Source organism: Vibrio sp. (assembly GCF_047973365.1).
GTDB lineage: Bacteria > Pseudomonadota > Gammaproteobacteria > Enterobacterales > Vibrionaceae > Vibrio.
In genome coordinates this window covers 1-21,046 of record NZ_JBKEBW010000100.1, presented here as the reverse complement: position 1 = coordinate 21,046, position 21,046 = coordinate 1, and the positions used below count along the sequence as shown (strand labels likewise).

The window sequence follows — 21,046 nt, the reverse complement described above, 5'->3', positions numbered from 1 at the left end:
GATAAGCAAACCCTTCGAGCCATGGATGGCTCGACGGAGCCCCATGGAAGGTCGCTCTTATAAAAAATAAGGGCGTGTTTGCGTTCGATAGCCATTTGCTGTTCCACCGATGTTCAATTTGATCATATTTTTATCTAGGATAGTATGAGTCAATTTATTGTCATTGAACTAACTTGTTGAAAAATAAATTAAATAGCCTGGCATGCATTTTGCATGACAGGCTATTGTTGTATTTGACGGCAGATTCTCGACGATGGTAGACCAAGTGCAAGAGCAGCATTCACATTTAGATTCATTAGAAGACCAAGTAGAACGTTATAAACAGGTTCTTGATGTCATGCCGGCAGGTGTGATTTTGCTGGATACCCAAGGCGTTGTACGCGAAGCCAACCCAGAAGCACAGCGAATCTTGGATATTCCGCTATTGGGCGAGCGTTGGTACTCGATCATTCAAATTGCCTTTGCACCGCGTGAAGATGACGGTCATGAAATCTCACTGCGCAATGGTCGCAAGGTTCGTTTGGCCATTTCTGCGTCCAATACAGGCCAATTAATTTTAATTACGGATTTAACCGAAACGCGTTTGTTACAGGCTCGAGTGAGTGATTTGCAACGTTTATCGTCTTTAGGGCGCATGGTGGCTTCACTTGCTCACCAAGTGAGAACCCCGTTATCCAGTGCCATGCTCTATGCTTCTAATCTTGGAGCACCCAATTTACCCACGACAACTCGTGAGCGCTTTCAAAGTAAATTGATGGATCGATTGTATGACTTGGAAAAACAAGTCAATGATATGTTGTTGTTTGCTAAAGGTGGTGACAACAAAGTGGTTAAACCTTTTTCAATTGCTGATCTGGTCGCAGAGTTTTCTCCTATGGTGGAAACTGCATTGAAAAATAACCACATTGATTTTTGTCTCGAAGTGGAAGAGCAAGAGACAATGCTGCTGGGCAATGCAAATGCAATAGCTTCAGCATTAAGTAATTTAGTGATGAATGCGATCCAAATTGCTGGCAAAGAAGCACAAATTGACGTCTTCTTCAGACCTGTAAATGGAGAGCTAAAAATTTCCGTTCAAGACAATGGTCCCGGCGTGCCTTTAGAGTTGCAAAGTAAGATCATGGAACCGTTCTTTACCACTCGTTCTCAGGGGACGGGGTTAGGTCTCGCGGTGGTACAAATGGTTTGCCGAGCACACGACGGACGATTGGAACTGATTTCAGAACAGGGGGATGGGGCGTGTTTTACCGTTTGTATTCCTTTACAAAATCAAACTGACCCCACTCATAGAGAAACTGGAGAATGATGATGGCACAAAGCAAAGTCTTAATCGTTGAAGATGATGAAGGCCTACGTGAAGCCTTAGTGGACACTTTAGCGCTTGCCGGATATGAATGGTTGGAAGCGGATAGTGCTGAAGATGCTTTGGTAAAACTCAAAAACAATTCGGTGGATATTGTGGTTTCGGACGTGCAAATGGGCGGCATGGGTGGCCTTGCTCTACTGCGCAACATTAAACAGCATTGGCCAAATCTGCCTGTGCTGCTAATGACCGCTTATGCCAATATCGAGGATGCCGTTTCTGCGATGAAAGACGGTGCCATTGACTACATGGCTAAGCCATTTGCACCAGAAGTTCTGTTGAATATGGTGAGTCGTTATGCACCGGTAAAGTCAGACGATAATGGTGATGCGGTTGTCGCTGATGAGAAAAGTCTTAAGCTGCTTGCGCTGGCTGATAAAGTAGCGAAAACCGATGCCAACGTGATGATCTTAGGTCCAAGTGGTTCTGGTAAAGAGGTAATGTCTCGCTACATTCATAATGGGTCATTGCGCAAAGATGGTCCTTTTATCGCCATCAACTGTGCAGCTATCCCTGATAATATGCTTGAAGCCACACTTTTTGGTTACGAAAAAGGCGCGTTTACGGGCGCGGTACAAGCGTGCCCGGGGAAGTTTGAACAGGCTCAGGGGGGGACTATCTTGCTAGATGAAATCAGTGAGATGGATTTAAACCTTCAAGCTAAGTTGTTGCGTGTGCTGCAAGAGCGTGAAGTCGAGCGTCTAGGCAGCCGTAAAAGCATTAAACTGGACGTGCGTGTTTTGGCTACCAGTAACCGTGATCTGAAACAATATGTGCAAGAAGGTAACTTCCGTGAAGACTTGTACTACCGTCTGAATGTTTTCCCAATCTCTTGGCCAGCTCTGAAAGACCGTAAAGCGGATATCGAACCGTTGGCTAATCACTTAGTCGAGCGCAACTGCAAAAAGTTGGGGATGCCTGTGCCTAAATTGTCAGCCTCTGCGATAGCTAAGCTGAACGTTTATTCTTGGCCCGGTAACGTGCGTGAGTTGGACAACGTGGTACAACGTGCCCTGATCCTGAGTGAGCATGGCCATATCGATCAAGAGCATATTTTGCTCGAAGGTTTGGATTGGCAAGATGCGTCGAGTTTGCAGGCGTTGGTTGAAGGTGGCGAAATGGTCGTAACACCAGAAATCAAACCCGTTGCTCAGGTGGATGTAGCCAAAATCGCCAATAGCAGTGCTGGTCTGGGGGGAGAGCTACGTGATCAAGAGTTCGCCATCATTATGGAAACGCTAGTCGAGTGTAATGGTCGTCGCAAAGAGATGGCTGAGAAGTTAGGTATTAGCCCACGTACCTTGCGCTATAAGCTAGCAAAAATGCGTGATGCCGGTATGGACATTCCGGGCTAAATCAGCCTTGTTTCAGAGTGGCACACTAATTGCTGCATTACTGAACAGAGATGAAGTTTAGTCAAAGTTCTGGCTTTTGAGGTAGTAATGAATATAAACGGTTTACAAAGCGAAATGCAGGCGATGATGGTAGAAGCTGCCAATTCCCGCCCTGCGCCAACAGGACAAAAAATTGGCGCTGATTTTGGCGATATGCTGTCACAAGCTATCAACAACGTAAATGGTTTACAGAAAACCTCAAGTGACTTGCAAATGCGCTTTGACCGAGGTGATGAAGATGTGTCTCTTTCCGATGTCATGATTGCTCGTAATAAATCGAGTGTGGCATTTGAAGCCACTATTCAGGTACGCAACAAGCTTGTTGATGCGTACAAAGAACTGATGAACATGCCCGTTTAATAAAGGTGTGAATTGTGGCTGATAATAAGCAAACAACCGATCTTACTTTAAGCAATGGCGCGGGTGAACATGCTCTGATGTCGAGATCTGATATCGACATGGACACGCAAAACTTAGACGCTGAAGAAAAAAGCTCGTCAAAAATGGACTTCTCTATGGGGGACTTGGATTTACTACGCCAAGTCGTTCTAGTTCTCTCTATCTCTATCTGTGTCGCTTTGATCGTAATGCTGTTTTTCTGGGTTAAAGAACCAGAAATGCGTCCATTGGGGGCTTACGAAACCCAAGAGCTTATTCCTGTCCTTGATTATCTGGATCAACAAAAGCAAGACTATAAGTTAGATGGAAACACGATTTTGGTGCCGACATCCGACTACAACAGCCTAAAACTGAACATGGTTCGTGCGGGTATGAATCAAGAGCGTCAAGCGGGCGATGATATTTTATTGCAAGATATGGGGTTCGGTGTTTCGCAACGTCTTGAGCAAGAGCGTTTGAAACTCAGCCGGGAGCTCCAGCTTGCAAAAGGCATTGAAGAGATGCGCCAAGTGAACAAAGCACGTGTCCTGCTTGCTCTGCCAAAACAAAGTGTGTTTGTACGCCAGAATCAAGAGGCTTCTGCTTCGGTATTTTTGACGCTGCGTACCGGTACCGATCTAAAACAAGAAGAAGTCGATTCAATCGTCGACATGGTCGCCAGTGCGGTTCCAGGTATGAAACCGACACGTGTAACCGTGACCGACCAACATGGTCGCCTTCTAAGCTCAGGCTCTCAAGATCCAGTGACGGCTGCCCGTCGTAAAGAGCAGGAAGCGGAACGTAAGAACGAACAAAGCTTACGAGAAAAAATTGACTCAGTATTGATTCCAATTTTAGGTTTGGGTAATTACACCGCTCAAGTAGACGTTGAACTTGACTTCAGCGCGATTGAACAAACTCGTAAGCGTTTCGACCCAAATACTCCCTCAACTCGTAGTGAATACACCCTAGAAGATTACAACAACGGTAATGTGGTTGCCGGTGTACCGGGCGCGTTGAGTAATCAACCACCTGCGGATGCGTCAATCCCGCAAGATGTGGCGCAAATGAAAGATGGTTCGCTGATGGGGCAGGGCTCTGTTCACAAAGAAGCAACACGTAATTTTGAGTTGGATACCACGATCAGCCATGAGCGCCGTCAAACTGGTGTCGTTAATCGTCAAACCGTGGCGGTTGCAGTGAAAAACCGTAGCCAAGTCAATCCTGAAACCGGTGAAGTGACATATACGCCTGTCAGTGACAGTGAACTACAAGCGATTCGTCAGGTACTGGTTGGCGCTGTGGGGTATAGCGAAAGCCGTGGTGACTTACTCAATGTATTAAGCATGAATTTTGCTGAACCAGAAGTTGCAACCATTGCTGATGTGCCAATCTGGGAACACCCGAACTTCAATGATTGGATTCGTTGGTTAGCAAGTGCTTTGGTTATCATGGTTATCGTACTGGTTCTTGTTCGTCCGGCAATGAAGAAACTGCTTAACCCAGCCGCAGACGATGATGATCAACTATACGGACCAGATGGTTTACCTATCGGTATTGATGGGGAAACCAGCCTAATTGGTAGTGATATTGACGGTGGTGAATTGTTCGAGTTTGGCTCAGGCATTGACTTACCTAACTTACATAAAGATGAGGATGTACTCAAAGCAGTACGTGCTCTAGTGGCTAACGAGCCAGAGCTAGCAGCTCAGGTAGTGAAGAACTGGGTGACTAACGATGCCTAATGAAATTGCAAAACAAAATAGCCGTGAGCTGACTGAGTTAGAAAAAGAAATTGCAGAAATTCCCGGTGAGGAACGTGCGGCGATTTTGCTGCTGAGTCTTAACGAAGCGGATGCAGCGGCGATTATTCGTCACCTTGAGCCTAAGCAGGTTCAACGTGTAGGTAGTGCCATGGCGCGAGTAAAAGACTTGAGTCATGGCAAAGTAACGGCGGTACACCGTGCGTTTTTGGAAGATATTCAGAAATACACCAATATCGGCATGGGCAGTGAAGACTTCATGCGTAAAGCGCTCGTCACGGCTCTTGGTGAAGATAAGGCCAATAACCTTGTTGATCAGATTTTATTAGGTACCGGCTCGAAAGGTCTCGATTCATTGAAATGGATGGATCCGCGTCAAGTCGCGAGCATTATTGTCAACGAACACCCACAAATTCAAACCATCGTGTTGTCTTACTTAGATCCAGACCAGTCGGCGGAGATTTTAGCCCAGTTTGCAGAACGTGACCGTCTCGATTTAATGATGCGTATTGCTAACCTTGAAGAAGTTCAACCATCGGCACTGGCAGAACTTAACGAAATCATGGAGAAACAGTTCGCAGGTCAAGCGGGTGCTCAAGCGGCGAAAATTGGTGGCTTAAAAGCAGCGGCAAATATTATGAACTACCTCGACAACAACATCGAGGGTGCTCTTATGGATCAGTTACGCGACCAGGACGAAGATTTGGCTACTCAAATTCAAGACCTGATGTTCGTCTTCGAGAATTTGGTGGAAGTGGACGATCAGAGCATTCAGAAATTGCTGCGCGATGTTCCACAAGATGTTCTGCAGAAAGCACTGAAAGGTGCTGACGATATGCTACGTGATAAGATCTTCAAGAACATGTCAAAACGTGCTGCTGAACTGATGAAAGATGACTTGGAGGCAATGCCACCAATTAAAGTTTCTGATGTGGAAACGGCGCAGAAAGAGATCTTGGCTATTGCACGACGTATGGCTGATAACGGCGAGCTAGTTCTAGGTGGTGGCGCAGACGAGTTCTTATAAACCTAATGGTTGTTGAAATACCATTAATTAAAATATCGGTTTTGTAAAAACAGGTCTTTTCAATTTAGGACTGTTGTTCAGACAAGATAACAGCCCATAAGGCCAGCTTAATCAGCCGGCCTTTTTTATCTTTAGATAGGAAATATGATGTCAGGTGAAAGAAAGCGCGGTTTTATCCGCCTCGATTCTGATGAAACGGTTGAACAGGCGAAAAAGTGGGGTCTGCCGGACTACACGTCTGAATCTCATAAAGGTGCTAAGCAGACAGCGCTCAACTATGATCCGAGCTGGATGCCAAATTTCGATGAGCCTGAAGCAGAAGAACCGGTTGCCCTTACTGAAGAAGAAATTGAATTAATCAAACAGACGGCTTATCACGAAGGTCTTGAACAAGGTAAAGCGGAAGGTTATCAAGAAGGCTTTCAGCTAGGTCAGGAAGCGGGTCATAAAGTCGGTCAGGAAGAAGGCTTTCAATCCGGTAACGAAGAGGGTTTACAAGCTGGGCAGCAAATTATTCAAGAGCATGTGCAAGTCTTCATGAGTTTGGCGAACCAGTTCGCACAACCGCTTGAATTGATGAATGCTCAAGTTGAAAAGCAACTGGTGGATATGGTGCTTTCACTGGTCAAAGAGGTGGTGCATGTCGAGGTTAATACCAATCCACAAATCATTCTTGATACAGTGAAGACTTCTGTGGAAGCACTGCCTATAGCGGGTCATGCCATTACTCTAAAATTGCACCCAGCAGACTGCGACATTATCAAGCAAGCCTATGGTGAAAAGGAACTGGATACGCGCAATTGGACATTAGTCAGTGAACCGGCGTTAAGTCGGGGCGATGTGCAAATTGAAGCGGGTGAATCGAGTGTCAATTACCGTATGGAAGAACGGGTGCGTAATGTGTTGCAAAGCTTTTGTGGTACCAACCGTCATCAACAGGGTCATGAATAATGCTTCAACTGGCTGACAGACTATCACAATATAAGGTTCACGGACTTACAAGCCGGCCGATTGCGTCAGGCAAATTGGTACGTGTGGTTGGACTTACGCTGGAAGCCACAGGGTGCCGTGCACCTATAGGTAGTTTGTGTAATGTTGAGACCATGTCAGGTTCAATGGAGGCTGAAGTGGTTGGTTTCTCTGGTGATCGCCTGTTTTTAATGCCGAGTGAGCAAATCACTGGTGTGCTCCCGGGAGCAAAAGTGACCCCGTTGACAGAAGAAACCGGTTTACCTGTTGGTATGGAACTGCTTGGTCGCGTTATTGACGGTGTGGGAACGCCTCTCGATGGGTTAGGGCCGATTTATACCGACCAAAAAGCCTCATTTAGCGCAGAGCCTATAAATCCGTTGGCACGTAAGCCGATCAGTGAGCCACTGGATGTTGGCATCAAAGCCATTAACGGTCTTTTGACGGTGGGTAAAGGTCAGCGTATTGGTTTGTTTGCCGGTTCTGGTGTCGGTAAATCGGTGACCTTGGGCATGATGACCCGAGGTACCACGGCTCAGGTCGTGGTGGTGGGACTTATCGGTGAACGTGGTCGCGAAGTAAAAGAATTTATTGAAGAAATTTTAGGGGTTGATGGCAGACAACGTTCTGTGGTTGTTGCAGCGCCTGCGGACTCATCACCACTAATGCGTTTAAAAGGGTGTCAAACTGCGCTGACGATTGCGGAATACTTCCGTGACCAAGGTTTGGATGTATTACTATTGATGGACTCATTAACTCGTTTTGCGCAAGCTCAACGTGAAATAGCCTTGTCAGTGGGTGAACCACCGGCAACCAAAGGCTATCCACCGTCGGTGTTTGCTAAGCTACCTGCGCTGGTTGAACGGGCGGGTAACGGTGGTCCTCATCAGGGATCGATCACCGCATTCTTTACCGTTTTAACCGAAGGCGATGATTTACAAGATCCTATTGCCGATGCTTCACGAGCAATTCTCGATGGTCACATTGTGTTGTCTCGTGAAATGGCAGATGCTGGTCATTATCCAGCGATTGATGTTGAGAAATCCGTCAGTCGTGTCATGCCACAAATTACCACTGACGAGCATATTTTGATGTCAAAGGCAGTGCGTCAGATACTATCGACTTGTCGTAAAAACCAAGATTTGGTTTCTATTGGTGCTTATAAGCCGGGAACTGATCCCGCGATTGATAGTGCCTTTACGTTGAAACCCAAACTCGATGTTTTTTTACAGCAAACCATGAAAGAGTCAGTGCCTTATGACATGTGTGTCAGTATGTTAAAAAATGTGCTCAATGTGGGGTAGTGACTAAATGGATAACGCTCTTGAATTCCTGCTTGAACAGGCAAAAAGCAAAGAAGATAAAGCCGTGATAGCGCTAGGGAAAGCACGTAGCGAACTTGAAGGTTACTATCAACAGCTTAAGCAGATTGAGCAGTATCGTTTGGATTATTGTCAGCAATTGGTTACACGGGGTCAAGCAGGGTTAACGGCCAGTCAGTACGGACACTTGAATCGTTTCTTAACTCAGCTTGATGAAACCTTATCTAAGCAGCGCCAGGCTGAGCAACACTTTAAATCTCAGGTCGAGAGTTGCGAAGCTTACTGGCTAGACGTTCGTAAGCAACGTCGATCTTATGAATGGTTGATTGAAAAAAAACAGACTGAGCGTCTACGTTTACAGGAAAAACGTGAACAGAAAATGATGGATGAGTTTTCAACGCTCAGTTTTAATCGTCGCCGGACTAACTCGCTTTAGTCCGATGTTAGCCGTTTTAGTTTAATATTGACGATTTAGTTTAATATTGACTGATAGCTAAATAACCGGTTGGCTCGCTTTTTGCAGTTATCTATATAATTTTAATGCGAATAGATTCGCAACCCTTTGTTAATGGACGCTTCAAGTTCTAAGCGGCAAAGGTTTGCAGTGATTAAAGCGAGTGAGCTGTTTATGAATGTCAATTTAACTTCGGCAGTAGAGTCTCCTAAAGTCACCAACGTAACTAAGTCTTCGTTATCGCAAGATTTGGTGAGTGGTGAAAGTGGCGAGTCCAAAGGCTTTTTAGACAAACTGGTTTCGTTACTGTTGGGTAAAAGTGAACCTTCGGCTAGTGATAGTGCGACCGTAGCAACAGACACTAAATCAATGGTTAGCGCAGACGTCGAAGCCACTAGTGTTGACGAGTTGTTAGTTAAAGATGATGAAGCAACAGCTAAAGCGGACGTTGTGTCGGACGATGAGATTGCTGAAATCCCGGAAAACCTAAAACAATTTGTTCAATCTGAGCAAGATGAAGATGCGGATTTGCAAGCCAAAGCAGTAAAAGCGATGGACGATGGCGACAAGCTGTTAGGTCGTTTGCAAGAGGCAAACCAAACGCTGAACGGTAATGGCAAAGCTTTGCCTCTTGATAAAGGTGAAGAGCTTCAGTCAGAGCAGGCGGATGCAATACTCCCTTATGTGCAACAACAAGTCGTGACACAGCAGACGGCTCAACCGAATAAGTTAGATGACGCAAATGGTGAAAACCAAGAGTTAAACCAACAAGCATCAATGACAACAGCACCCGCCGCGATTGCGTGGGGAGTAAAGAGCGACAAAGCGCAAGTAGCAGAAGAGGCAGCTTATATCGCTAATGAACAAGATGGCAAAATAGTCGCCAAAAATGCAGCGCACGCAACGCAAACGCCTCAGACTGTGTTGAGTCAAGCTGATAAAGCGATGTTGGTACAATCTCTACAAGCTTCGCAATCTCAACAGCCTCAACATTTAGAAGCACAAGTGCCGTTACAGCAAGCTGCTAGTGCTCAAGCTAATCCTCTGTTAACCAGCACTATGGCAAACCAGATTGAACCGACAGGCAATCAGGCGGCACTCCAAGCTGGGCTTGGGGCAAAAGCATTAAGCTCTCTGATGGGAGGCAATAAACGAGCGGAAGGTTCGGCAGATTCGCCTCTTGCGCAACAGCTTTCCGCCGCGATGGGTCAGCAGGGATTAAACAGCCCTCAAGCTTTACGCAGTGAGCCGCTGCAAGTGGCTCAACAGAATATGCCTTTGCAGTTATCTCGCGGTGATATGGCTGCGGAGCAGATGGCCGAACGTGTGCAAGTTATGCTGTCTAAAAATTTGAAAAACATTGATATTCGATTGGATCCACCTGAGCTGGGACGTATGCATATTCGTATGAACATGAATGGGGATGGTGCGACAGTACACTTTACGGTGGCAAACCAACAGGCTCGTGATGCGTTAGAACAATCAATGCCGCGACTGCGCGAAATGTTGAATAACCAAGGTGTCCAATTGGGTGATACCTCAGTTCAGCAACAAAGTTCTGGCCAGCAACAGCGTTATGCGGCAAGTGGGGATGGTTCTGGTGCTCAATCAGTGAGCGGTGACCATCTACAAAGTGAAGAAAATCTTGATACAAACGTCAAACTTGATTTGAATGTGGCAGCAAAGCGTGATGGAATCAGTTATTACGCTTAAACTATATAAATCTTAATTAAAAAATAACAACATAGAGAACGTTATGGCTGTTGAAGAACTCCCCTCAGAACAATCAAAAGGAAAGAAGAAGTTACTGATCATCATTATTGCTGTGGTTGTGTTGTTACTAGGTGGTGGTGCAGCCTTCTTTTTTATGGGGTCAGGTGAGTCAGCTCAAAAGAGCGACGTGAGTGTTAACCAGACTGAAAATCAGGTCGATCCTGTTTCTTATGTAGACATCGCTCAGCCATTCGTATTTAACGTGACCGGTGATAGCCGTAACCGCGTTGTGCAAATTAAAGTGCAGCTTATGGTTAGAGGCAGTGATAACGATAACTTAGCTCGTTATCACTCTCCTTTGATTGAAAGCACATTGCTGGCAACCTTTGCTTCGGCAACGGTTGAGCAATTACGAGAAGCAACAGGGCGTACTGAATTACGTGATAAAGCGACCGACGACATAAAAGCAGTGATGACGAAAGTGGTCGGTAAGCCTGTCATTGAACGTGTGTTGTTTACTGATTTTGTAATGCAGTAGGTGAAGAGTGACCGATCTATTAAGCCAAGACGAAATTGATGCGCTACTCCACGGGGTTGATAGCGTTGACGAAGTAGAAGAAAATCTCGACGCTGCGGATGAGAGTGCTATCTCGTTCGATTTCTCGTCACAAGATCGTATTGTTCGTGGTCGAATGCCGACTCTTGAGTTGATCAACGAGCGTTTTGCCCGTCATATGCGTATCAGCTTATTCAACATGTTGCGAAAAACCGCTGAAGTGTCGATCAACGGCGTGCAAATGATGAAGTTCGGTGAATATCAAAACACCCTTTATGTTCCTACTAGTTTGAACATGGTTCGTTTCCGTCCACTTAAAGGTACGGCTCTTGTCACCATGGAAGCGCGTCTGGTTTTTATCTTGGTAGAAAACTTCTTTGGCGGTGATGGACGCTATCATGCTCGTATCGAAGGGCGTGAATTTACACCTACTGAGCGTCGTGTTACTCAGTTACTGCTTAAAATCGTCTTTGGTGATTACAAAGAAGCATGGTCTCCGGTGATGGGGGTAGAATTTGAGTACCTGGATTCAGAAGTGAACCCAAGTATGGCGAACATTGTCAGCCCGACAGAAGTGATTGTCGTCAGTTCATTCCATATTGAAGTTGATGGTGGCGGCGGTGATTTTCACGTGGTGATGCCTTACTCTATGGTAGAACCTATTCGCGAACTTCTTGATGCGGGTGTTCAGTCGGACAAAATGGAAACCGACGTTCGTTGGAGTTCGGCATTGCGCGAAGAGATCATGGATGTGCCAGTTAACTTCCGCGTTAACTTATTAGAGCAAGATATCGCGTTACGCGATCTTATGGAACTTCAGGCCGGAGATATTATCCCAATTAAAATGCCTGAACACGCCGTTATGTTTGTTGAAGAATTGCCAACCTATCGCGTCAAAATGGGACGTTCTGGTGAAAAATTGGCAGTTCAGATTTCAGAAAAAATTAGACGTCCTGATGTGGTCAAAACTGACCTCGCATTTCTTGGCAAAGACATTATTGCTGAGTTAGATGACGAGGAAGATGAAGACGACGAAGAGTTGATTGATTAATAAAATAGGTAGCCTAGATGTCAAAGTCAGATGATCAAAAGCTTGCAGATGAGTGGGCAGCAGCCCTTGGCGAAGATCCGAGCGCGCCGGATATAGATGTTGATGAAATTTTAGCGGCACCTTTGGAAGAGTTAAAAGACACCAATTCACCCATCACGGATGATGAACGTCGTAAGCTTGATACCATCATGGATATTCCCGTGACTATTTCAATGGAAGTCGGGCGTTCTAAAATCAGTATCCGTAACTTACTGCAACTTAACCAGGGTTCTGTTGTGGAGCTTGACCGTATTGCTGGTGAGTCATTAGATGTCATGGTTAATGGCACTTTGATTGCGCATGGTGAAGTGGTGGTGGTCAACGACAAATTCGGTATTCGTTTAACCGACGTCATCAGTCAAACAGAACGTATTAAGAAATTGAGATAACATTATGCGTTATTTCATAATGTTATTTTTGGTTACCAGCCCTGCGTTTGCAGCGCAAAGCGATCAGTTCGATATAGCGACTACATTAGGGTCGCTATTGTTCGTTATAGCCATCATCATTGGTATGGCCTGGTTACTTAAACGGATGCGAGTTCCTGCATTTGGTCAGCAAAAAGGTTTGAGCATTGTGCGCCAACTCCCGCTAGGCACCAAAGAGCGTTTGATGATAGTGCAAGCAGGAGAGGAACAATTTCTGATTGGCGTTACATCTCAGTCAGTGAATTTGATCTCCAAATTGGAAACTCCATTGACTCAGGAGGAGCGAGAGTCGGTACCTTTTTCTAACACTTTGACTCAGCTACTAAAAAAGAATGATAAAAACACACCTGTTTGATGTGTTGCGCAATGTTTGGACTCACCTAACGTTGGTTTTTTGGGTGAGTGCTTTAGTTTTTACTCCGTTAGCTTACGCGCAACAAGAGCTGGAAACCCCTGTATCTTCTAATGCCGCCGGTGCACAAAATGTCACGGTAACCTCAATGCAACAAGAACAGGGTGCTTCGCGTACTGTTGCGATGGGTAGCAGCACTGGTGGTGCTGGAATTCCGGCTTTTACCATGACCACCAATCCTGATGGTAGCGAAGATTATTCGGTCAACTTACAAATATTAGCTTTAATGACCATGTTGGGCTTTTTGCCTGCCATGGTTATTTTGATGACTTCATTTACCCGAATCGTAGTGGTGATGTCGATACTTCGACAGGCAATGGGTTTGCAACAAACGCCATCTAACCAAGTCATCATTGGTATCGCGATATTTTTGACCTTCTTTATTATGTCTCCGGTGATTAATAAGATTAATGAAGAAGCGGTACAACCTTATCTTAATGAACAAATGACCGCGAGAGAGGCGTTTGATACGGCGCAAATTCCGATGAAAGACTTTATGCTCAAGCAGACTCGTGTCAAAGATTTGGAAACCTTTGTTAACATCTCAGGTTCAGATGCACAGAACCCAGAAGATGTTTCCATGGCAGTGTTGATTCCGGCATTCATTACTTCTGAGTTAAAGACGGCATTCCAGAGTGGTTTTATGCTGTTTTTGCCATTTTTGATTATCGACCTTGTGGTGGCTTCGGTGTTAATGGCGATGGGTATGATGATGTTGTCGCCGATGATCGTATCGCTGCCATTTAAATTGATGTTGTTCGTGTTGGTTGATGGATGGAACTTGATTCTGTCCACGCTCGCCGGCAGCTTTGCATTGTAGCGAGGGGGAATCATGACTCCAGAGGTATTTGTCGAACTCTTCCGTGATGCATTATGGATGGTACTCATCATGGTGTGTGCCATCATTATCCCTAGTTTGCTGGTGGGTTTGATCGTTGCAATCTTCCAGGCTGCGACATCCATCAACGAACAGACGTTGAGCTTTTTACCGCGTCTTATCGTCACACTGCTGGCTCTGATGGCATTTGCCCACTGGATGGTGCAAATGCAGATGGACTTCTTTTATTCCATGATTGAACGCCTGCCTCAGGTTCTGTATTAGGAGCCAGTATGGAGTACCCAGCCACCGTCGTCCTTGATTTTATCGCCAACTATTTTTGGCCATATGTTCGCATTTCAGCCATGTTGATGGTGATGACGGTAACGGGCGCTCGATTCGTTTCTGCGCGTATCCGGCTCTATTTTGGTTTAGCCTTAACCTTTGCGCTTATGCCTGCTATTCCCGCCGTACCCGATGATATCCCACTACTGTCACTTCAGGGTTTTATGATCACACTGGAACAGTTGCTGATAGGAGTATCTATGGGAATGGTGACACAGTTTATTATCCAGACCTTTGTTATGCTCGGTCAAATACTGGGTATGCAGTCGAGTCTAGGTTTTGCCTCTATGGTAGACCCTGCCAATGGTCAGAACACGCCGTTGCTTGGTCAGCTATTTATGTTTTTAGCCACTATGTTTTTTCTTGCCAGTGATGGTCATTTAAAGATGATTCAGTTACTGGCGTTCAGCTTTAAAAGCCTGCCAATTGGTGGGCAAGGCTTAACTAGCGTTGATTTTCAACAATTGGCGCTATGGTTCAGTACTATATTTAAAGTGGCGCTGAGTATGTCCCTGTCGGGTATCATTGCCTTGCTGACGGTGAACTTATCGTTTGGTGTGATGACCCGTGCTGCACCTCAATTAAATATTTTCTCATTGGGTTTTGCATTTGCGTTGATGGTCGGCTTGCTACTTTGTTGGTTTATCATCAGCGGACTGTACACTCACTATGAACTTTATTGGTTACAAGGCGAGCAACAGGTTTGCAGCCTTATCCGATTAGATTGTTAGCTTTATCGCTGTAGGAGACTGAGTTGGCAGAATCAGACGGTCAAGAAAGGACCGAAGAAGCCACGCCCCGAAGGCTGCAACAGGCAAGAGAAAAAGGTCAGGTTGCGCGTTCGAAGGAGCTGGCTTCTGTATCAGTATTAGTGGTGGGTGCTGTATCTCTGATGTGGTTCGGAGAGGCGTTAGCAAGCGGGCTTTTTGCCTCAATGCGGCGTCTGTTCAGTTTGAGTCGGGAGGAAATTTTTGATCTCGAAAAACTGTTCGATATTGCTTCATCTGCTTTAGTTAATCTGATTCTTCCTCTTTTGCTGGTGCTGATTACGCTGTTCATTGCTGCTTTTATCGGTGCGGCAGGTATCGGTGGTCTGAACTTCTCGATGGAAGCGGCAATGCCAAAATTTTCGAAATTGAATCCGCTTAGTGGTTTCAAGCGAATGTTTGGTTTGCAAAGCTGGGTTGAGCTTGTTAAGTCCATAATGAAAGTATCTCTCGTTGCTGGTGTCGCCTTTGCTTTGATCAATAAATCAAAGCACGATTTATTTCAGCTCAGTTTAGATGTATTCCCGCAGAATATTTTCCATGCACTGGATATATTGCTTAACTTCGTGCTGCTGATTAGCTGCTCATTGCTGGTGGTTGTGGCGATTGATATTCCTTTCCAGATTTGGCAACACGCCAATCAACTGAAAATGACCAAACAAGAAGTGAAAGATGAATACAAAGATACGGAAGGTAAACCTGAAGTTAAAGGTCGTATCCGAATGCTGCAACGTGAGGCTGCTCAGCGCCGTATGATGGCAGAAGTACCTCAGGCTGACGTTATCATCACCAACCCGGATCACTTCTCTGTAGCATTGCGATATAAGCAAAACACCGATAGAGCTCCCGTTGTGGTCGCCAAAGGTGTTGACCATATCGCTCTGAAAATTCGTGAAGTGGCACGAGAGCACAACATCATGATTGTTCCGGCTCCGCCTTTAGCGCGTGCGCTTTACCACACTACGGAGTTAGAGCAGGAAATTCCAGACGGTTTGTTCGTTGCTGTGGCACAGGTTCTGGCGTACATCTTCCAGCTTAAACAATATCGTCGTAAAGGTGGTCAGCGTCCGATACTGCAAGAAGAGAAGATACCAATTCCACCGGATATGCGTTATTAGCGGGATGGAAACCTCAATGTGATTACTTTTCAGGGATAGAAATCAAAACCAGCAGCGCGCCATCACCGCCAAACTCTAACGGTGCCTGATGGAAGGCCATTACGTCAGGGTGCTGAGCGAGCCATAGCGGCACTTTCTGCTTCAGAATATGTTTGCCGATGCCGTGCTGTACACAAGCCGTGTGAACATTTTCTTTTACGCAGTATGCGATCATCGCTCCCAGCTCACGCTTAGCTTCTTGTTGAGTCATCCCATGCATATCTAAGAACACATCCGGTATATAGATACCCCGGCGCAGTTTCTTTACTTCATATTTAGAAACATCGTCACGAGCGTAGCGCGTTGGGCCTTCTTCGCTGAGTCGTGGCACGAACTCGTCAGAGAAATAAAAATGACTGTCGCTTGCTTCACGTGAACCTTTGATGATTTCTTTTTGTTTAGCATTTCTGTTTGGCTGCTGGACTATGGTATCCTGCGTTAACTTTTTTACGCCCTTTACTGCATCGCGAAACATTGCAAAATCGTCGTCAGCGTCTAAATAATCATGGTCGTTGAAATCGGTGTCTTTTTTGCTCATTAGGATTGGATAATTTATAACTAATCAATTTTCGCAGTATTGTAGCGCTTTTTGGAGGCAATTTTGGATAAGATTTTTGTAGAAGAAGCCGTTTCGGAACTTCACACCCTTCAGGACATGATTCGTTGGACGGTTAGCCGTTTTAATGCAGCCAATTTATTTTATGGTCATGGAACGGATAATGCGTGGGACGAAGCGGTGCAACTTGTACTGCCAACCCTATATCTACCCATTGATGTGCCTCCTCATGCTTTGAACTCTCGTTTGACGTCTAGTGAGCGTTTACGTGTTGTTGAGCGTGTTATTGCACGTATTAAAGAGCGTACTCCGACCGCTTATTTAACCAATAAAGCCTGGTTTTGTGGTTTAGAGTTTTTTGTTGATGAGCGTGTACTTGTTCCGCGCTCGCCAATCGGTGAACTGATTCAAGCGCAATTTTCGCCCTGGCTAGTTGAAGAACCTACTCGCATTATGGATCTCTGCACTGGTAGCGGTTGTATTGCGGTTGCTTGTGCGTACGCATTCCCTGAAGCGGAAGTGGACGCGATTGATATTTCAACCGACGCCTTAGCGGTAGCAGAACAAAATATTCAGGATCATGGTCTTGAGCAGCAAGTGTTCCCAATTCGTTCTGATCTGTTCCGTGATTTACCAGAGTCACAATACGACATTATTGTCACTAACCCACCGTATGTGGATCAGGAAGATATGGACAGCTTGCCTGAAGAGTTCAAGCATGAACCTGCTTTGGGTCTTGCTGCCGGCACCGATGGCTTGAAACTGGCGCGCCGTATTCTTGCCAACGCGCCCCGTTACTTGTCAGAAAACGGTATCCTGATTTGTGAAGTGGGTAACTCCATGATTCATATGATGGAGCAGTATCCACATATTCCGTTTACCTGGTTAGAGTTTGAAAACGGCGGTCATGGCGTATTCATGTTAACACGCCAACAATTGTTGGACTGCGCGCAAGACTTTACGCTTTACGTCGATTAGTTTCGAACACTCGCCAAGCGCCGACCTTAGTGTCGGCGTTTTCGTTTTCGGCTGATTATTTTTGTCTAAATTGATGCGGTTAAGGGCTTTACATCAAAACGTAATAAAGCCACTATGAATTCACGAAGAATAGCTATCAGTACGTTGGAAGTGGTTCGTTACGACTTTCAGCGCACTATTTTGAGGAAGTAATGGCAGGAAACAGTATCGGACAACATTTCCGAGTAACCACATTCGGAGAAAGTCACGGTATCGCACTAGGATGTATCGTAGACGGATGTCCTCCGGGACTAGAAATTAGTGAGGCGGATTTACAATTCGATCTCGATCGCCGTCGTCCGGGCACATCGCGTTATACCACTGCGCGTCGTGAACCAGATGAAGTGAAAATTCTTTCCGGGGTTTTTGAAGGCAAAACCACAGGCACGTCTATCGGATTACTGATTGAAAACACCGATCAGCGTTCAAAAGACTATTCCGAGATCAAAGATAAATTTCGTCCTGGGCATGCCGATTATACCTACCATCAGAAATATGGTATCCGCGATTATCGTGGCGGTGGTCGTTCATCGGCTCGTGAAACGGCAATGCGTGTGGCTGCTGGTGGTATTGCGAAGAAATACCTTAAGCAAGAGTTTGGGGTTGATATTCGTGCTTATTTATCACAAATGGGTGACATCTCGATTGATAAAGTCGATTGGAATGAAATCGAAAACAACGCTTTCTTCTGTCCAGATGTCGATAAAGTCGATGCGTTTGACCAGCTTATCCGTGACCTGAAAAAAGAAGGCGACTCTATCGGTGCCAAAATTCAGGTGGTCGCCACCAACCTTCCTGTTGGATTAGGCGAGCCGGTATTTGACCGTTTAGATGCGGACATTGCGCATGCATTGATGAGCATTAACGCGGTGAAAGGTGTTGAAATCGGTGATGGCTTTGATGTAGTGAATCAACGGGGTAGTGAGCACCGCGATCCACTGACTCCTGAAGGTTTCAGAAGTAATCATGCTGGTGGTATCTTGGGTGGCATTTCAACTGGTCAAGATATTGTGGCAAATATTGCCCTTAAACCAACATCGAGCATTACGGTATCGGGAGATACCATTACCCGTACTGGTGAGGCTACTCAGCTGATTACCAAAGGTCGTCATGATCCATGCGTTGGTATTCGCGCAGTGCCAATTGCTGAAGCTATGCTAGCCATTGTGTTGATGGATCATCTGTTACGTCATCGCGGTCAAAACCACGGAGTGACCACAGAGACGCCACACATCTAGTTTCAGATGTATCAGTGACAAACGCCCTCATGTGAGGGCGTTATCTTTGGTCTCGAATATAGAACTAATGAATAGTGCTAACTGGCATCAGTGAATAGTGCTTTCACTTTCAAGGTGAAATGAAGGCAGACGCCATTTGAACCTTACTGCCGCCATACGCATTAGGTAGCCAACGATCAAAGTGATGATAGTACTGCTCACGTCATTCACGCCAAATTTTAATAGTGTTAAATAGAGTACCGAAGCGATAAGTGCGACAGAGGCATACAGTTCATCATGCAGAACTAGCGGTTGCTGACGACAGATAAGATCGCGCAATAAGCCGCCGAATACCCCTGTAACTAACGCCGCGACGACACAAATAACTTCGTGCAGTCCCATGCTCATTGCTACTTTGGTGCCGATAATACTGAACACAATTAGCCCCAGAGCGTCCAAGCGGATGAAAAGCCCTTTAAGTTTGATTACCCACGGGTAAATACCGGTTGTCACTACACCAGCAACGCAGGTTATGACTAAATATTCAGGATTTTTAACCCAGCCTAGCGGGTAGTGCCCTAAAAGAATATCACGTACTGTACCGCCACCTATGGCAGTTGCACTCGATACTAACATAACGCCAAACCAATCCATTTTTTTGCGTCCAGCACTCAGGGCTCCTGTCATGGCCTCTGCGGTAATTCCGATAATATACAAAATGCTAAGCAGCATAGTCTTAGACCTATCAATGATTGTTGGATGATGAGCATGGGAGCGAAGAAAGGTGCGCAGTGTAGTCTCAGATTTATCAGAGTACGACCACTTTTTGATATTTTGACAGCAGTTTGACAGATAAATACAACAACTTGACAGATAAATAAAGTTAATAGGTCATTTCCTACACTTTACCTCAGGGCAAAAAGCCGCGAAAATGCAGCTGCTGTCCATTTATTAAATATTGGCCATTTATTAAACATTGCCCATTAAAACATTGCCCATTAAGACAAAGTTGTTATGTCTCACCAATACACTGATTTGATCGACATCTTTAACCAGACTTTTTTTCAGTCGTTTAACACCAAGCTAGAATTAGGCGGGGATGAGCCTATCTACCTACCCGCAGATGAAACGGTGGCTCACCATAGAATTATCTTCGCTCGAGGCTTCTATGCTTCTGCTTTGCATGAGATTGCGCACTGGTGTGTTGCGGGGCCTGAGCGGCGTTTACTCGAGGATTTTGGTTACTGGTATCATCCCGATGGTCGTTCAGAGCAAGTTCAGGCGGAGTTTGAGAAAGTCGAGATTCGTCCTCAAGCTTACGAGTGGATATTGTCGCGCAGTGCAGGGTTTCCTTTTACGGTGAGTTGTGACAACCTTAGCGGCGATTTTGAACCAGATCGTCTGGCATTCATGGCAAAAGTTCATCAAGAAGTATTGAGTATTTTGCGACATGGGCTACCTGAACGAGTGAAGATGCTTTCACAGGCGTTACAGTTGTTTTATCAGACAGCAGAATTAACTGCCGAACAGTTTGAGATTAAATAGATTCTCGTAATTAAACGGCAGCGAGAAAACCAGATAACTAGGCATTGATAGACATGATTATTGAATTTGAAGAAAAACTTTTACAACTGATTGATGCACGTATTGCGACAGCGTCTGATGATGAACTGTTTGCTGGTGGCTATCTACGCGGCCATATCTCTCTGTCTGCGGCGGCGTGTGAAGAAGACGGTATTGAAGATATCTCGGAACTAAAAGCTCGCATTGAAAAAAGCTTGGAAGAGGCTCGCACTGAGTTGTCTCCGGCAGACCGCATGATTGTTGCTGATTTATGGAACGAGTTAGCAAACCAAGCGTAAAGCATAAATATACTCTTCCTACTTGAAATTGCAGCGCTTTATGTTTTGGTATGGGGGCCGCGCTCGCTCACCCCAATCACGCATGGTAATCTGTGGTCATGGGGATTCACTCACTTACCGCCTATCTGCAACTTCAAGTAGTTTGAGTATAGAAAGCAACAAAGCAAAGATGGCAGCGATAACGCTGCTATTTTGTTTGCCCAGCAAAGCTGGCAAACCCGTCCACTTGAAAGAAAGTGGAGTCACCCTGACTAAGGGGAAGACAATCCGAATGGCAAGGGCGTCACGGGCTAACGGTGGGGTCTGAAGGAAGCCATAGGAAGTTAGATGTACACAACTAACCGTAATCTGTTTCGGCGGTACTGGTGGGTAAGCGTCCAAAATAGCGCAAAGCCCAATACTTAGTCAGACCAATACTGTGATTGAGGGTGGGATATCT

Annotated in this window: 23 protein-coding genes; 21 read left to right on the top strand and 2 right to left on the bottom strand. The window is 45.5% G+C overall.

The features are described from left to right. Positions 1–253 precede the first annotated feature (253 nt). The 17 genes from ACK5MF_RS13175 (at position 254) to flhB (ending at position 15,916) form a co-directional block, all read left to right on the top strand. Positions 254–1,306 carry a sensor histidine kinase gene (locus ACK5MF_RS13175; RefSeq protein WP_416922931.1) on the top strand — a complete coding sequence of 351 codons (1,053 nt, stop codon included), beginning with the start codon at positions 254–256 and terminating at the stop codon, positions 1,304–1,306. A 2-nt stretch (positions 1,307–1,308) separates the two neighbouring features. Next, positions 1,309–2,718 carry a sigma-54-dependent transcriptional regulator gene (locus ACK5MF_RS13170; RefSeq protein WP_416922981.1) on the top strand — a complete coding sequence of 470 codons (1,410 nt, stop codon included), beginning with the start codon at positions 1,309–1,311 and terminating at the stop codon, positions 2,716–2,718. Between the two features lie 87 nt (positions 2,719–2,805). Next, positions 2,806–3,117: a flagellar hook-basal body complex protein FliE gene (gene fliE, locus ACK5MF_RS13165; protein WP_165311993.1), complete on the top strand. Its 312-nt coding sequence runs from the start codon at positions 2,806–2,808 to the stop codon at positions 3,115–3,117. A 14-nt stretch (positions 3,118–3,131) separates the two neighbouring features. Further along, positions 3,132–4,880 carry a flagellar basal-body MS-ring/collar protein FliF gene (gene fliF, locus ACK5MF_RS13160; RefSeq protein ID WP_416922929.1) on the top strand — a complete coding sequence of 583 codons (1,749 nt, stop codon included), beginning with the start codon at positions 3,132–3,134 and terminating at the stop codon, positions 4,878–4,880. After that, the gene (gene fliG / locus ACK5MF_RS13155; RefSeq protein ID WP_416922927.1) at positions 4,873–5,925 is read left to right on the top strand and encodes a flagellar motor switch protein FliG; all 1,053 of its coding nucleotides are present in this window, start codon (positions 4,873–4,875) and stop codon (positions 5,923–5,925) included. Before fliF ends, fliG begins: the two co-directional genes overlap by 8 nt. 147 nt (positions 5,926–6,072) lie before the next feature. Then, the gene (fliH, locus tag ACK5MF_RS13150) at positions 6,073–6,876 is read left to right on the top strand and encodes a flagellar assembly protein FliH (RefSeq protein ID WP_416922925.1); all 804 of its coding nucleotides are present in this window, start codon (positions 6,073–6,075) and stop codon (positions 6,874–6,876) included. Further along, positions 6,876–8,198, top strand: coding sequence for a flagellar protein export ATPase FliI (gene fliI, locus ACK5MF_RS13145; RefSeq protein ID WP_416922923.1), 1,323 nt, complete (start codon positions 6,876–6,878; stop codon positions 8,196–8,198). Before fliH ends, fliI begins: the two co-directional genes overlap by 1 nt. Positions 8,199–8,205: 7 nt before the next feature. Further along, on the top strand, positions 8,206–8,652 hold the full coding sequence (gene fliJ / locus ACK5MF_RS13140) for a flagellar export protein FliJ (RefSeq protein WP_416922921.1): 447 nt from the start codon (positions 8,206–8,208) through the stop codon (positions 8,650–8,652). A 192-nt stretch (positions 8,653–8,844) separates the two neighbouring features. Further along, a complete protein-coding gene (locus ACK5MF_RS13135) occupies positions 8,845–10,383 on the top strand; it encodes a flagellar hook-length control protein FliK (RefSeq protein WP_416922919.1) in 1,539 nt (512 codons plus the stop codon). 43 nt (positions 10,384–10,426) lie between these two features. Continuing rightward, positions 10,427–10,921, top strand: a complete 495-nt coding sequence (gene fliL, locus ACK5MF_RS13130) for a flagellar basal body-associated protein FliL (protein ID WP_416922917.1) — start codon at positions 10,427–10,429, stop codon at positions 10,919–10,921. A 7-nt stretch (positions 10,922–10,928) separates the two neighbouring features. Continuing rightward, positions 10,929–11,990: a flagellar motor switch protein FliM gene (gene fliM, locus ACK5MF_RS13125; RefSeq protein ID WP_416922916.1), complete on the top strand. Its 1,062-nt coding sequence runs from the start codon at positions 10,929–10,931 to the stop codon at positions 11,988–11,990. Between the two features lie 17 nt (positions 11,991–12,007). Beyond that, positions 12,008–12,418 (top strand): flagellar motor switch protein FliN, encoded by a 411-nt coding sequence (fliN, locus tag ACK5MF_RS13120; protein WP_416922914.1) that lies wholly within the window; start codon positions 12,008–12,010, stop codon positions 12,416–12,418. 4 nt (positions 12,419–12,422) lie between these two features. Continuing rightward, positions 12,423–12,812 (top strand): flagellar biosynthetic protein FliO, encoded by a 390-nt coding sequence (gene fliO / locus ACK5MF_RS13115; protein WP_416922912.1) that lies wholly within the window; start codon positions 12,423–12,425, stop codon positions 12,810–12,812. Further along, entirely contained in the window at positions 12,790–13,689 is a 900-nt protein-coding gene (gene fliP, locus ACK5MF_RS13110; RefSeq protein WP_416922910.1) for a flagellar type III secretion system pore protein FliP, read from the top strand. The genes fliO and fliP overlap by 23 nt, the downstream gene beginning before the upstream one ends. A gap of 12 nt (positions 13,690–13,701) precedes the next feature. Beyond that, positions 13,702–13,971 (top strand): flagellar biosynthesis protein FliQ, encoded by a 270-nt coding sequence (gene fliQ / locus ACK5MF_RS13105; protein ID WP_416922908.1) that lies wholly within the window; start codon positions 13,702–13,704, stop codon positions 13,969–13,971. Between the two features lie 8 nt (positions 13,972–13,979). Then, positions 13,980–14,762, top strand: coding sequence for a flagellar biosynthetic protein FliR (gene fliR, locus ACK5MF_RS13100; RefSeq protein ID WP_416922906.1), 783 nt, complete (start codon positions 13,980–13,982; stop codon positions 14,760–14,762). Between the two features lie 23 nt (positions 14,763–14,785). Then, a complete protein-coding gene (gene flhB / locus ACK5MF_RS13095; RefSeq protein ID WP_416922904.1) occupies positions 14,786–15,916 on the top strand; it encodes a flagellar biosynthesis protein FlhB in 1,131 nt (376 codons plus the stop codon). Between the two features lie 22 nt (positions 15,917–15,938). On the opposite strand, the gene smrB is transcribed toward flhB, so the two are convergent. Further along, complete coding sequence (smrB, locus tag ACK5MF_RS13090; protein ID WP_416922902.1) at positions 15,939–16,493, bottom strand: endonuclease SmrB; 555 nt, start codon at positions 16,491–16,493, stop codon at positions 15,939–15,941. Positions 16,494–16,556: 63 nt separating this feature from the next. On the opposite strand from smrB, the gene prmB reads away from it, so the two are divergent. Together prmB and aroC are read left to right on the top strand one after the other, a co-directional pair. Then, positions 16,557–17,489, top strand: coding sequence for a 50S ribosomal protein L3 N(5)-glutamine methyltransferase (prmB, locus tag ACK5MF_RS13085; RefSeq protein WP_416922900.1), 933 nt, complete (start codon positions 16,557–16,559; stop codon positions 17,487–17,489). A 191-nt stretch (positions 17,490–17,680) separates the two neighbouring features. After that, a complete protein-coding gene (gene aroC, locus ACK5MF_RS13080) occupies positions 17,681–18,766 on the top strand; it encodes a chorismate synthase (protein ID WP_416922898.1) in 1,086 nt (361 codons plus the stop codon). 87 nt (positions 18,767–18,853) lie between these two features. Here aroC and ACK5MF_RS13075 read toward each other — a convergent pair whose 3' ends face one another. Next, positions 18,854–19,477: a trimeric intracellular cation channel family protein gene (locus ACK5MF_RS13075; RefSeq protein ID WP_416922896.1), complete on the bottom strand. Its 624-nt coding sequence runs from the start codon at positions 19,475–19,477 to the stop codon at positions 18,854–18,856. A 282-nt stretch (positions 19,478–19,759) separates the two neighbouring features. Here ACK5MF_RS13075 and ACK5MF_RS13070 point away from each other — a divergent pair, with 282 nt between their 5' ends. After that, the gene (locus ACK5MF_RS13070) at positions 19,760–20,290 is read left to right on the top strand and encodes an elongation factor P hydroxylase (RefSeq protein WP_416922894.1); all 531 of its coding nucleotides are present in this window, start codon (positions 19,760–19,762) and stop codon (positions 20,288–20,290) included. A 53-nt stretch (positions 20,291–20,343) separates the two neighbouring features. Further along, positions 20,344–20,607: a YfcL family protein gene (locus tag ACK5MF_RS13065; RefSeq protein WP_416922892.1), complete on the top strand. Its 264-nt coding sequence runs from the start codon at positions 20,344–20,346 to the stop codon at positions 20,605–20,607. Positions 20,608–21,046 lie beyond the last annotated feature (439 nt).